This is a genomic window from Variovorax sp. EL159, assembly GCF_900100965.1.
Taxonomy (GTDB): domain Bacteria; phylum Pseudomonadota; class Gammaproteobacteria; order Burkholderiales; family Burkholderiaceae_C; genus Variovorax.
In genome coordinates this window covers 96,692-108,754 of record NZ_FMUJ01000002.1, presented here as the reverse complement: position 1 = coordinate 108,754, position 12,063 = coordinate 96,692, and the positions used below count along the sequence as shown (strand labels likewise).

Genomic DNA, 12,063 nt, shown 5'->3' with positions numbered 1-12,063 from the left:
GCCGGCCCTGGCGTGGTGGTTGCGTCCTGTTTTTGCGTAGATGCGTGCGGCCTCGCGGCTGCGCAGCATTCCAGAATCGACGGGCGATGCCGCTCACGGCCACGCCTTCGAGAAACCCAAGGAGCACAAAGATCATGTCCAGTTCACGTCGCGGCCTGCTGGCCGGTTCGGCCGCCATGGCCACGGGCGCCATCGCCGGTTGCGCATTGCCCGCCGGCGCGGCGCGCACATCGCCATCGACACCCTTCGATGTCGCCGCCTCGACCATCCCCATCGTCGGCAGCGAGCAGGTGTACCCGGTGCGCCGCATCTATTGCATCGGCCGCAACTACGCCGCGCATGCGCGCGAGATGGGCTCGGACCCGACCCGCGAGCCGCCCTTCTTCTTCCAGAAGCCGGCCGATGCCATCCAGGTCGTGACGCCCGGCGTGGTCGCCGACCACCCCTACCCCTCGCTCACCAAGAACTACCACTACGAAGTGGAGCTGGTGGTGGCACTGGCCAAGGGCGGGCGCGACATCGCCACGGCCGATGCACTCGACCACGTGTACGGCTACTCGCTCGGCCTGGACATGACGCGCCGCGACCTGCAGCGCGAAATGGGCGACCAGAAGAAGCCCTGGGAAATCGGCAAGAGCTTCGACCACGCCGCACCCGTCGGCCCGATCCATCCCGTCGCGAAAGTCGGCCACTTCACCGATGGCGCCATCTGGCTCAAAGTGAACGGACAGACCAAGCAGAGCGCAACGCTCAAGTACATGATCTGGTCGGTCGCCGAGCAGATCAGCCGCCTGTCGCAGGCCTTCGAGCTGATGCCCGGCGACATCATCTATTCGGGCACGCCGGAGAACGTCGGCCCGGTGGTGCGCGGCGACCTGATCGAGATTCACATCGATGGGTTGCCGGAGCTGTCGGTGCGGATTGTCTGAAGCGGCGCATCGCCTTCCGGCTTTGCTTCTTGCGTGCGGTGTGGTGGCCGGGTGAATAGCGCCCGGCCCACTGATCTCTTGTGCATCGTGCATCGGCTGCGATGCGACCAGTGGCGAAGGTCTACAGTCGGCCTGTAGAAGCCTTTCGCCCGACGTCAACGCCGCAGACATGCATGGAGATCGACGATGCAATCACAGGACATCCGCGCAGCCATCGACCGCCACTGGGCCGCATCCGCTGCAGGCGACCAGGTCGTCGAGCACGAGATCTATCACGACGATGCGGTGTGCGCGTACCCGCAATCGGGCGAGCTCATCCACGGCCGGCACAACCTGCAGGCGCTTCGCAGCCATCACCCGGGCAAGCCCTCCGGGTTCGCGATACGGCGGATCGTGGGAGAAGGCTCGCTCTGGGTCACCGAGTACGTCATCGACTACCAGGGCAAGAGCGCCTTCACCGTGAGCATCATGGAGTTTCGGGACGGCAAGGTCTCACGCGAGACCCAGTACTTTGCAGACCCTTTCGACGCCCCCGCCTGGCGTTCGCAATGGGTCGAGCTGACCTCGGGTTGAGGCCTGCGCGCTACGCGCGAGGCAGTCGCCTCTTCAGCATTCGGATCGTTGCGCGCTGACGGATCACCACGGCGAAAAGAACCAGCGTCACGATCGGCCAGATCACGCAGAAAACATAGACGTTGATCTCGTTGTAGGTGATGCCCAGAACCTTGGCCCAGTGCACCAGGAATTGGACGCACCAGTCAAAGACCTGGTCGACGGGCGTTTGTTTTGTCATGCGTTTTTCTTGAGTGAAAGATGCCGCGAGCCGCGCGGATTCTGCCGGACGCCATGAAGGTTCAGCCACGCGCTCGTTCATGAATCGATCGACGTTGCGTGGCCGACTGTAGCCGCGCGCGTGGCCATTCAACGCCTTCTCTTCGATCTGTTTTTCGACCTGTTCGATCGCGTCGATGCGCGTCGATGTGCGTCGTTGGCCTCGTGACTTTCGACACTGGCGAGCCCCATTCAAGGCTCCTACATTCCCGCAGCGGCCTCGACATCCTTCGACACAACCGACCAAAGGGAATCATGACAACATCGAAGATCAAGCGCTTCCAGCAACTCTCCATCATCGCGGCTGCCGCGACACTCGCTGCCTGCGGCGGCGGTGGCGACGGCGGCGGCGGTGCAGGCCTTCTGCCCATCACCGCCACGACGCCGACGGCACCACCTGCACCGCCGCCTCCGCCACCCGCACCACCTGCTCCTGCACCGGCACCCGCGACTGCAGACTCATCGGCCTGCACCAACGCGGCCGATTACGACGAAGGCACTCAGCTGACGTACGACCTGCAGATGACCACGCCCAACCAGCCGACCACCTCGACGCACAACAGCGTCACGACGGGCAAGCGCCAACCGTTCGCAGGCGCCACGCCGGTGACCTTCGAGCAGACGCTCTTCGACGCGAACAACACGCCGTTCGCCACGCTGCCCTACTACCGCGACCTCGTTGGCGGCAACGTGATTCGCTATGGCGACACGACCGGCAGCGGCAGCACGCAGGTGGACAGCGTCTTCACGCCACCACCTTCGACCCCCGTCGCGATGCAGCCGGGCCAGACCGTGAACGTCGCCTATCGCGCGGACGCCGTGAGCGGCAACGCAACGATCAAGGTGAACGTCACCGAAGCCCTGACCTACCAGGCGCAGGAGACGTTGGCGACGCCGGTCGGCACCTTCAACACCTGCCGGTTCTTGCTCGTCACGACCACTGGCACGAACAATGCGCCCGGCGTCACGGTCACCGTCACGTCGTGGATCGCAGCCGAGGGGCCATATCGCGGCCAGCGCCTGAAGTCCTTCGTCGCTCCCACCGACAAGGTGCCTGAAAGCACGAGCGTGGTAACCCAGATGACCTACACGCCGAAGTAGGCCGCATGCGCGGGGCCATGCCGATGAAAGTTTGCTTGCGGCCTTCGACCGGCCGCGGGTTAAATTGCCGAAGCCACATCTGGATGACCCTGCAACTTCTGCCCGGCCCGCGTTGAACAATCCCGCCATCGACACATCCAGCAGCCAGCGCGTGCTGCGCGAGCACCTGGCTTCGGTCTATGCATCGCGCAAGGTGGGTGTCTGGGCCCATCTCGGCTTCACGTTCCTGGGTGGGGCGCTGGGCTACTTTCACCTGAAGCTGCCCACCGTGCTGCCGCTGGTGGCCATGCTCGTCTGCGTGGACCTGTACGTGCTGTCGACGCCGCGCTGGCACCCCGACGTGCCGGTTGCCGACAGCCCTCGCTGGGCGCGCCGGCACATGCTGCAGATGATCCTGACCGGTGTGGCCACCGCACCCGTGCCCTGGTTCTTCATCTCCACGCACGACCCCGAGGTGACGGCGTTGATGGCCATCCTCATCATGGTCGGCTCGGGGCTGGCCATGCAGGCGCTCTGGCCGATGAAGGCTTCGCTGTTCGGCTACGGCATTCCGATGATGGGCGGCCTGATCGGTGCGCTGATCTGGCACAGCGACGGCGTGAATCTTTTTCTGGCCGCCATCGGCATCGCTTATCTGGTGCTGGCATTGCGCCGGGGCGTCCGGCAGAACAAGCAGCTGACCGATGCGCTGGTGCTGCGCTTCGAGAACGAATCGCTGGTCTCGCGCCTGGGAGAACAGATCGCCGCGACCGAACGCGCGAGCGAAGAAAAGACCCGTTTCCTTGCCACGGCCAGCCACGACCTGCGCCAGCCGCTGCACGCCATCGCGCTCTTTGGCGCCGCGCTGCAGAACGAACTGCACGACCGCCCCGAGCGCAAGAACGCCGAACGGCTCATGCGCGCGGTCAATGCGCTGGGCAACTCGCTGGACACCATGCTCGACGTCTCGCGCCTCGATGCGGGCGTGATCACGCCCGACGTGCGGCTCATTCCGCTCGATGCGCTGCTGGTGTCGCTCAACCACGTCTTCCTGGCGCGCGCCGAGCAGGCCGGGTTGCAGCTGCGCGTGCAGGCCAGCGGCGTGTGGGTGCGCAGCGACCCGCAGCTGCTGCAGCGCATGCTCTCGAACCTTGTCGACAACGCGCTCAAGTACACAGTGCGCGGCGGCGTGATCGTCAGGGTGCGTACGCGTGGCGAGAACGTGTGGATCGAAGTGCGCGACACCGGCATCGGCATCGCACCCGAGCAACTGGGCCGCATCTTCGAGGAGTTCTATCAGATCGGAAACTCGGGCCGCGACCGTTCGCGCGGCCTGGGCATCGGCCTGTCGATCGTGCAGCGGCTGTCGCGCCTTCTCGACCATCCGGTGCAGGTGCAATCGCGCGTCGATCGTGGCACGCGTTTTCGCGTGCAGCTGCCATCGGCCAGCGCCCCGGCCGACATGCCATTCAACTGGCGCCCGGGCACGAACACCTGGCGCGAGCATCAGCGCCCCGCCCCGATGCCGACCCCGACCGTCTCGCCGGCCCTGCCGCGTCGCGTGCTGCTCATCGACGATGAGGCCGAGATCCGCCAGGGCATGAGCGAACTGCTGCGCTCGTACGCCATCGACGTCGAGGCCGTGGCCGACGAGGCCACCGCGGCCACAGCGCTGTCGCAGGCCGACGTCGACGGCCGGCCCTTCGAGCTGCTGCTGTGCGACTACCGCCTGGCCGACGGCGGCAGCGGTCTCGATGCCGGCCTGCGGCTTCGCTGGCGCGGCGGCCGGCGGATTCCGCTGCTGCTGATCACCGGCGAAACGGCGCCTGATCGCCTTCAGCGCGTGCGGGAGTCTGGCGTGCCGGTGCTTTTCAAGCCTGTGGATACGGAGAAGCTGCTGCAAGTCATTGGGATGACGCTGGGGGCGGCGGTGGCTGGTGTGTCTTGAGTTGCGGCGGCGGCTTCGTCGTCAGCTTGTGGCCTCGCTATGGGTCGGTACGGTGCACGACGGCAGCCTGCATGCCGATGGCTCATTTGGCTGCCAGGAGTTAGCCTCTGTCCGCGCTGCGCGCTTTTCGCGCAAACCGTTTGGCCACGGAAAATGACGATGGGTGACTCCAGTCGGCCAGAAGCTGAAATTCGTCAGGGGCTCGCACACCATGCAAATTGAAGCATCAATCAAAACCGCTGCAGTCGCCGGCGCGTGGGCATCTTTCGGCCTCGTGCCGTTCGAGGGATGGATGGCACAACATCCTATCGATTCGGCTCTCGCGCACAACCTCTTGTGGCTGTCTGCCGCGCTGATGTTCTTCATCTTGCCCGCCTATTTCTTTGTATTCGGCCGCGGCAGTGAGCCCTTCGGCCGAACATGGTTCATCGACCCTGCAGAGCGCGCCCGATACGCTGTCATCGCGAAACGGATGTTCGCGTGGTTCATCTCCGCCGGCATCGTTGGTTCGCTCTGGTCCTGGGCCCTGTCATTGGTGATCAAGTGAGTTCGCCTCTGAGTGTTTTCGACGAAGGCTGGCCCCGGAGAGCACCCGGCGCACGGTGTGAAGCAAGATTCGATCGAAACCCGACCTTCGCGAGTAGCCCAAAGGGCAGAAAGACGATGTCCATGATCAACGATGAAACCGGTGCACGGATCGCCGCTTTGGGCTTCTTTCTCGCGCTCTTCGGAGCTGCTTTGGCCTTCACGTTCCTTCCGGTTGGCGGGTACTGGATCGCCGTCGCAGGGGTCGTACTTGGGTTGGCCGGGATTGCGTTGCACTTCGTTCTGCACCGGCAAGCAATCTTTCGAATCAAAAAATAGTTTGCCCCGTCATAGGTCCGAAATCGGCCGGAAGCAAACCCTCATCCCGGCCTTTCAACAAGAGGGCATTCGCGATCTTCACTCTCGGCCGATTGCATCTAACCAAATCCATCCCATGAAGTCATATCACCTCGAACTCTTCGCGGACTACCACCAGTTTTATCTTCAAGATGAGGCCGCGGAAGGAAATCTGTCGGACGCTTGGGATGAGGTGGCAACGCGTCGCATGCTTGCGGTCTCGGCGGGTGTGGTCGGTATCGGAACCGCCCGCAACACGAATGTGCCGGTGACGCTCGAGTTTCTTGAGTCCAAGCCGCCTGGCGACTTCGCCAACTTCGACCATGTTGTTGAAGGCTCGCTGGTCGTTGCGGCTGGCCCTCTCGTGGTCGCAGGCTGCACCGATTATTTTCCCGATGCCCTCCGTCTCGATGTGAAGCCCGGCACATTCAGGGTCAGGCTATCGGCCTCTGGCTTGGATTCGCTGTCGGCGAATGGGCTGGACGGTGAAGATCATTACCTCGTGCAGCTCTGGCCAGGACATCCCATTGAACCTACTGTGTTGAAGCAGCGTTCCGTCTGACCTGGCGAGCCCGCCGATGTGGCAGAGTTCGGCCAGAACCAGTCGTTCGTGAGCGCTGCGCGATACGCAACGCCGGCGGCTACATCTGGACGGGTGCAACAGCAGGACGTTTCAACAATCAAGATGATTGAAGACAAATACCGTAAAGAAGAGCAGACCTTTGCCATCTTCGCCCTACCGGAAGACTACGCATATCACATCGGGCAAGTGGCAAGTATTGGATCGGACGGGCTAAGAGTTGTGCGCAGACAGCTCTCGATCAACAGTCCCTACAGGCTCGAGGTCGTTCCTGCCACAAGCATTTCTCGAGCGGAGTACGACTGTGGGTTGGCACCGGTGCGAATGGTGGCAGGCATGCTTGTGCTCGTCCTTTTGGTTAGCATCTTCTACTACCTTGGGGTCTACTGGGATCGTCTCGAGCCTGGTACTACTGTCCGATACGGTTTGCTTGCGCTTGCCGGCATCTATGGTCTGAAGTGGGCTTTCATGTCGCGCCGCCACCAGCTTACGTTTCACCTGCATGACGGCGGTCGAGTTCGGTGGCGCTCTCGCTCAGGTGACTTCAAATACAAGGCACCGGTGGCTGATCGTGCATTGGGGCATCTGAGGGAACTAGGATTGCTCGCACCCGATTCCGCATAGTGACTGGGTTGACTCAATTCGGCCACAAGCAGCCACTCGGCGGGCTCATCGAATATGAAAATCGAAGATTGCCACATCGAGTTCCGGCACCGCCTCGAGGCTTCTGGCAAGAAGGTAACCGGCCTGGTGCCTGGCACCAACGCAGGTTGGCGCAGGAGCAGAGACGATGCAGCCGGAAAATCACTTCACATGAATTCTGGGCGAGAACTTTACCGTCGGCGAGTTCGTGCCTCGCACGTCGGCATGCCCGCCAAATACCGCGCCGTCGTGTCGAGGTCCGTCTCCGAAAGGGTCGTGCCGTTGGTTGCATCGTATCCGGGCTATCGGCCGAAAACTTCCAATCACCGCATGGCCAGGTCCAGACCCATCCAATTGCAAACTTCGAAGGTAAGGAAGAGCACGAGGAACGCAGAAGCGACGAACGCCGCGCCCACCTTGACGGATGTCAGTACCACTGCAACTGTCTTTTGATTCTTGTCCTTCTGTCCCCGTTCGTAATGCCACTTGACGGCTAAATACATGCCCACGCTGAGCACGAGGATCTTGAAAATAACAAAAGAGATAGGGATTGAATTCATGATTGAAAGGACATTGGGTGACAGACGGCGAAGTGCCCGAGTGCGGCGAGTAGCTCAATAGACCGATGAAGAAACGGTCAATCAATCAATCCAACGAAACGGTAGCGGTCAGCTAAATGAGTGTCCGCAAGACGCGTCGAAAGGCGGAGCAGTCTGCCTGCACCACAGAAGCACTCTCATCGTCCCGTCGAGTGTTCATCTTCCAGGCTGATACGTACAGAACCAGATCGGCTGAAAATTGTCGTATCAGATGCAAGGAGGTCGGTAGTCGCGCCGGGGCAGGCCGACGTCTGATATGACAATCTCGGGAGCGGTCCAGAACGACCGTATCAGAAAGAGATGCCCGTGAACCGCTACGAGAAGCTTGCCGACAACATCGCTCAGCGTATTCGCGCGGGTAGCCTGAAGGCGAGCGATCGCCTTCCCTCCGTGCGCGAACTGAAGTCGCAAATGGGCATCAGCGCGTCCACCGTGTTCTCTGCTTACTACCTGCTGGAGGCGCAAGGGCTTGTCGAAGCGCGGCAGCGGTCGGGATACTTTGTTCGAGCGGGCGCGGAAATGCCGACCAACGAACTCGCCGCCAGCGAGCCTGTCCTCAGGTCCATGTCGGTCGACGTCTCGTCGCTTGTCTTTCAGGTCCTTGCGCAGGCTCGCGAGCGCGACATGGTCCCGCTCGGCTCGGCCTTTCCGTCGCCGGAGCTGTTTCCCTTCGAACAACTTGCCGCCGGCCTGACGCGAGCGCTCAAGCGGATGGATCCTTGGCAGACCGTCGAAGATTTGTCACCAGGAAACGCCCTATTACGCCATCAGATCTCCCTCCGCTATGGCAGCGTCGGGATGGATGTTCCTGCGTCTGAACTGGTCATCACCAGCGGGGCGATGGAAGCCCTCAATCTTGCACTCGAATCGGTGACGCAGCCAGGCGACGTCGTGGCGATCGAAACGCCAACCTTTTATGGTGCGTTGCAGGCACTGGAGCGGCGCGGTCTTCGCGCGGTCGAGGTTGAGACCCACCCGCGTACAGGCGTAGATCTCAGCTCTCTTGCTCGCGTGCTCGACCAGCATCCGGTGAAGGCCTGCTGGTTCATGCCGACCTTCCAGAACCCAATGGGCTGCACCATGAGCGACGCAGCCAAGGAGCAACTGGTCAGCATGCTCGCCGCCCGCGCCATACCGCTGATCGAAGACGACGTGTACGGCGAGCTCGCGCATGGGGCTCGGAGACCTCCACCAGCCAAGGCCTGGGACCGGGCTGGCGGGGTGCTGCACTGCAGTTCTTTCTCGAAATCCCTGGCACCCGGATATCGCATCGGTTGGGTAGCGGGCGGTCGCTTTGCAGCCACTTTGAGTCGGAACAAGTTGATGAGCTCGCTGGCGACGGCACTCCCCTCGCAACTGGCGTTGCAGGAGTACCTCCAACACAAGAGTTTCGATCGCCACCTGCGCGCCCTGCGGCATTCGCTCAGCCGCCAGCAGGCTGCATGCTTGCGACTCATCGATCGATACTTTCCGACTGGAACGCGGGTCACGCGCCCCGAGGGTGGCTATTTCCTGTGGCTCGCGCTGCCAGAAGGTGTCGACTCGCTCGCACTGCACCAGGACGCTCTTCGGCTCGGCATAGGCGTAGCGCCGGGCCATTTGTTTTCAGCCGACCGCCGATACACCCGACACCTGCGCATCAACTACGGGTATCTCGGCGACCCGCGCTTGGAAGGGGCTATCAGGAATCTTGGAGATCTCGCCAACGCGCAGCTTGAATCTACAACTGGAAAATCGGGGCAATCTTCGAGGAACGTTCGTCGAGACCCTAGTTAGTGTCAATGCAGATCGAGGTCCGCCGCCTTCGACTGACTCTCAACGTCATGCGCGCCGCTTCTGTTCAGTCGTCGACGCTCCACCGCAAGATGGCACGAAGGCCTGAAGCGGTAGCCTCGACTTCTTGGTGACAAGATTGAGGGCGTCGTGGACGACTGCGCTTTGCACGTTGCCGAGGGGCCAGTTGAGAATTCCTTGACTCATCGAGACTCGTCCACCTTCGCTGGCAGCGACTGCTTTTTTCAGACTTTGACGGCCTCCTCAGGGTCCATTCCAGCCATCCAGTCTTCCCCATAACCGCTATTTAAGAAACTCGGGCCAATCGAAATGCCTGGCCGGAGCGCTGCATTGAACCCCACCCCCAAGCCACCATCACCGCTGATGCGCGCCCTGCTGTACTGCTTTGCCGTACTGTGCCTTGTCCTGGGCCTCATCGGCGTGGTGCTGCCGGGCATGCCGACGACGGTGTTCATCCTGCTGGCTGCATGGGCGGCTGCGCGCAGCTCGCCGCGCCTGCACGGCTGGCTGCTCGGGCACCGGCTGTTCGGCCCGCTGCTGCACAACTGGCAGAACGGCCGCACCGTGAGCCGCCGCGCCAAGTGGAGTGCGACGATCACCATGGCTGCCTGCGCCGTGATCGTGTCGCTGACCGCGCACAGGTGGTGGCTGGCCGCACTGGCCATCGGTTGCATGGCCATCGTGCTGGCGTGGCTGTGGTCGCGCCCGGTGCCGCAGCCCTCGTGACGCCATGCAGCGGCTGATGCAATCGCTGCAGAATCGACCTTCTCCCCCACCAAAGAGACCCAGGCCATGCGCTTCTTCCATCTGCCCGCGATGCGCGGCGGCCTGCTGGCCCTGCTGGCGGCCGTGCTGTTCGGCATCAGCACGCCGCTGGTCCAGTTGGCGGGCGCCGGGCTGGGCGCCTTCACCACCGCCGCCCTGCTCTATGCCGGTGCCGCGCTCATGGGCGCATGGCTGCGGCAACCGGTCGAACGCGAAGCGGCCCTGCGTCGCGCCGACCTGAAGCGGCTGTCGTGGATGGCGCTCTTCGGCGCGGTGGTCGGCCCCGTGGGCCTTGCCTGGGGCCTGCAGCACACCAGCGGCACCAGCGCATCGCTCATGCTCGCGCTCGAAGCCCTGTGCACTGCCGTGCTGGCCCGCATGCTCTATCGCGAGGTGATGGACCGCCGCGTCTGGACCGCGATGCTGCTGTTGCTCGCGGGCGGCATGGTGCTGGTGGTCGATCGCGGGCTGAACGGAGGTGCTCAACTGCTGGGCCTGCTCGCCGTGCTGGCGGCCACGCTTGCCTGGGGCATCGACAACACCTTGTCGCGCACGCTGGCCGAACGCGATCCGGGCCAGGTGGTGCTGGGCAAGTCGCTGCTCGGCGTGGGCGCCACGGTGCTGCTCGCGGTCGCCGCCGGCGAGCCTCGGCCCGAATGGTCCGCCGCGCTGGCACTGCTCGCCATCGGCGCCAGCGGCTATGGCCTGAGCCTGCGGCTGTACCTGTTGGCGCAACGGGCGTTCGGCGCGGCGCGCACCGGCTCGGTGTTCGCGTTCGCGCCCTTCATCGGCGCACTGATCGCCATTGCGCTGGGCGACCGGAGCCTGAGCTGGGGAATGGCCACCGGCGGCCTGCTGATGCTCGCAGGGGTCGCCCTGCACCTGGCGGAATCGCACGGCCATGCGCACGACCATGAATGGCTCGACCACGAACACGCGCACCGGCATGACGATGGCCACCACGACCATGTGCACGAGCCAATGCCGCTGGGCGAGCACAGCCACCCGCACCAGCACACGCCCCTGCGCCACACGCATCCGCATGTGCCGGACGTGCACCACGCGCATCCGCATTGAAGCTTCAAGGAGCAACGGCAAGATCGACCGGCGCTTCGACGTTCTTCTGAACAGGCAAGCGCCTTCAGCGCATCGGCACGGCGCCACCGAAAGCGGAGCCGATCCAGCCCTCCCGAACCCCGGCCGTCAGTGGCCGCCGAACGACGCAACGCTGCGAACGCCCTTGGAAATGCGCCACAACGAGACGCACCAGCCGTCGCAGTCTTCCTCGACGAGGATGGCCGGCAGGTCGCCACCATCGATGTCGAAATACCCCGTGGGCTTGGCCGGGAGCATTCCCCGGTACGCATACGCCCCGTCTTCCTTCACGAAGACATAGTGGCGTTGCGCGTAGTACTGGCCAGGTTCATCCCGCACCTCATTGCCCGGCACGACGAGGGTGGTAGGCCTTTCGTCCGAGGCAGATACCGCCGTGGCCGCGGCCAGCTTCAACTGCTTCGCGGGCAGGCGCGGACGTGGCTTGTTCGCATCGATCCAAGCTTTCAGCGCCGCCTGCTCTTCAGGCGTGACTGCCCGCGTGTTCCAGTGCGTGGTCCGCGTGGGCTTCAATGAAAACATGCCGAACCGTTGCGCGCCTGACTTTGGCGCCGCCCCTCTCACGATGACTTCGGCCGCCTTCCAGGCTTCCGGACTGTCGGCCTCATGCGGCCGCGCCTCGCAGGTGAACCGCGCGTTCTGCCCGAAGCTGTAGACGGGGAGCCCGCTGCCGCAATGCGCGGTCAACGCGCGGGAGTCCGCTTGCCTTGCGAAGTTGACGACCACCGGCTCATCGCTGTCCTTGGACGAGAACCATGCAAAGAACAGGTCCGGACGGGTGCTCGTGCTCTCCATCGCCCCTCCGGCCATGGACGATGCGGACGCAAGACAAAGTGCCGCGCAAACGGCGTAGCGAACAAGGGGCTTCATCGCGGTGCTCTCCAGGATTCGCGCCCGACT

General features: G+C 63.4%; 14 protein-coding genes. 11 read left to right on the top strand and 3 right to left on the bottom strand.

Annotated elements, in window-relative coordinates; all coding sequences use genetic code 11:
• Positions 1-134: 134 nt before the first annotated feature.
• Positions 135-929, top strand: a complete 795-nt coding sequence (locus BLQ28_RS06770; RefSeq protein ID WP_093237918.1) for a fumarylacetoacetate hydrolase family protein — start codon at positions 135-137, stop codon at positions 927-929.
• Positions 930-1,115: 186 nt separating this feature from the next.
• Positions 1,116-1,502 (top strand): nuclear transport factor 2 family protein, encoded by a 387-nt coding sequence (locus BLQ28_RS06765; protein WP_093237916.1) that lies wholly within the window; start codon positions 1,116-1,118, stop codon positions 1,500-1,502.
• A gap of 10 nt (positions 1,503-1,512) precedes the next feature.
• On the opposite strand, the gene BLQ28_RS33140 is transcribed toward BLQ28_RS06765, so the two are convergent.
• Positions 1,513-1,956, bottom strand: a complete 444-nt coding sequence (locus tag BLQ28_RS33140) for a hypothetical protein (RefSeq protein WP_218121907.1) — start codon at positions 1,954-1,956, stop codon at positions 1,513-1,515.
• A 59-nt stretch (positions 1,957-2,015) separates the two neighbouring features.
• Here BLQ28_RS33140 and BLQ28_RS06755 point away from each other — a divergent pair, with 59 nt between their 5' ends.
• The 6 genes from BLQ28_RS06755 (at position 2,016) to BLQ28_RS06730 (ending at position 6,874) form a co-directional block, all read left to right on the top strand.
• Entirely contained in the window at positions 2,016-2,861 is an 846-nt protein-coding gene (locus BLQ28_RS06755) for a hypothetical protein (RefSeq protein ID WP_093237913.1), read from the top strand.
• Between the two features lie 112 nt (positions 2,862-2,973).
• On the top strand, positions 2,974-4,788 hold the full coding sequence (locus BLQ28_RS06750; RefSeq protein WP_256327199.1) for an ATP-binding response regulator: 1,815 nt from the start codon (positions 2,974-2,976) through the stop codon (positions 4,786-4,788).
• Positions 4,789-4,999: 211 nt separating this feature from the next.
• A complete protein-coding gene (locus BLQ28_RS06745; RefSeq protein WP_143012441.1) occupies positions 5,000-5,335 on the top strand; it encodes a hypothetical protein in 336 nt (111 codons plus the stop codon).
• A 116-nt stretch (positions 5,336-5,451) separates the two neighbouring features.
• Positions 5,452-5,652: a hypothetical protein gene (locus tag BLQ28_RS06740; RefSeq protein WP_093237911.1), complete on the top strand. Its 201-nt coding sequence runs from the start codon at positions 5,452-5,454 to the stop codon at positions 5,650-5,652.
• Between the two features lie 115 nt (positions 5,653-5,767).
• Positions 5,768-6,232: a hypothetical protein gene (locus BLQ28_RS06735; RefSeq protein ID WP_093237909.1), complete on the top strand. Its 465-nt coding sequence runs from the start codon at positions 5,768-5,770 to the stop codon at positions 6,230-6,232.
• Between the two features lie 123 nt (positions 6,233-6,355).
• A complete protein-coding gene (locus BLQ28_RS06730; RefSeq protein ID WP_093237908.1) occupies positions 6,356-6,874 on the top strand; it encodes a hypothetical protein in 519 nt (172 codons plus the stop codon).
• A gap of 341 nt (positions 6,875-7,215) precedes the next feature.
• Here the strand turns inward: BLQ28_RS06730 and BLQ28_RS06725 are convergent, their stop codons facing one another.
• Positions 7,216-7,452 (bottom strand): hypothetical protein, encoded by a 237-nt coding sequence (locus tag BLQ28_RS06725; protein WP_093237906.1) that lies wholly within the window; start codon positions 7,450-7,452, stop codon positions 7,216-7,218.
• Positions 7,453-7,797: 345 nt separating this feature from the next.
• On the opposite strand from BLQ28_RS06725, the gene BLQ28_RS06720 reads away from it, so the two are divergent.
• From BLQ28_RS06720 to BLQ28_RS06710, 3 genes are all read left to right on the top strand, one after another.
• Positions 7,798-9,267 (top strand): aminotransferase-like domain-containing protein, encoded by a 1,470-nt coding sequence (locus BLQ28_RS06720; protein WP_093239347.1) that lies wholly within the window; start codon positions 7,798-7,800, stop codon positions 9,265-9,267.
• Positions 9,268-9,615: 348 nt separating this feature from the next.
• Positions 9,616-10,011, top strand: a complete 396-nt coding sequence (locus BLQ28_RS06715; RefSeq protein ID WP_371126581.1) for a YbaN family protein — start codon at positions 9,616-9,618, stop codon at positions 10,009-10,011.
• Between the two features lie 66 nt (positions 10,012-10,077).
• Entirely contained in the window at positions 10,078-11,127 is a 1,050-nt protein-coding gene (locus BLQ28_RS06710) for a DMT family transporter (RefSeq protein ID WP_093237903.1), read from the top strand.
• A gap of 126 nt (positions 11,128-11,253) precedes the next feature.
• Here BLQ28_RS06710 and BLQ28_RS06705 read toward each other — a convergent pair whose 3' ends face one another.
• Positions 11,254-12,033 (bottom strand): hypothetical protein, encoded by a 780-nt coding sequence (locus BLQ28_RS06705; protein WP_143012439.1) that lies wholly within the window; start codon positions 12,031-12,033, stop codon positions 11,254-11,256.
• Between the last annotated feature and the right edge of the window lie 30 nt (positions 12,034-12,063).

Excerpts from the sequence above, each read along its gene's own strand:
- BLQ28_RS06705 (WP_143012439.1), bottom strand. The coding sequence starts at position 12,033 with ATGAAGCCCCTTGTTCGCTACGCCGTTTGCGCGGCACTTTGTCTTGCG.
- BLQ28_RS06765 (WP_093237916.1), top strand. The coding sequence starts at position 1,116 with ATGCAATCACAGGACATCCGCGCAGCCATCGACCGCCACTGGGCCGCA.
- BLQ28_RS06730 (WP_093237908.1), top strand. The coding sequence starts at position 6,356 with ATGATTGAAGACAAATACCGTAAAGAAGAGCAGACCTTTGCCATCTTC.
- BLQ28_RS06710 (WP_093237903.1), top strand. The coding sequence starts at position 10,078 with ATGCGCTTCTTCCATCTGCCCGCGATGCGCGGCGGCCTGCTGGCCCTG.
- BLQ28_RS06745 (WP_143012441.1), top strand. The coding sequence starts at position 5,000 with ATGCAAATTGAAGCATCAATCAAAACCGCTGCAGTCGCCGGCGCGTGG.
- BLQ28_RS06740 (WP_093237911.1), top strand. The coding sequence starts at position 5,452 with ATGTCCATGATCAACGATGAAACCGGTGCACGGATCGCCGCTTTGGGC.
- BLQ28_RS06735 (WP_093237909.1), top strand. The coding sequence starts at position 5,768 with ATGAAGTCATATCACCTCGAACTCTTCGCGGACTACCACCAGTTTTAT.
- BLQ28_RS06770 (WP_093237918.1), top strand. The coding sequence starts at position 135 with ATGTCCAGTTCACGTCGCGGCCTGCTGGCCGGTTCGGCCGCCATGGCC.
- BLQ28_RS06755 (WP_093237913.1), top strand. The coding sequence starts at position 2,016 with ATGACAACATCGAAGATCAAGCGCTTCCAGCAACTCTCCATCATCGCG.
- BLQ28_RS06725 (WP_093237906.1), bottom strand. The coding sequence starts at position 7,452 with ATGAATTCAATCCCTATCTCTTTTGTTATTTTCAAGATCCTCGTGCTC.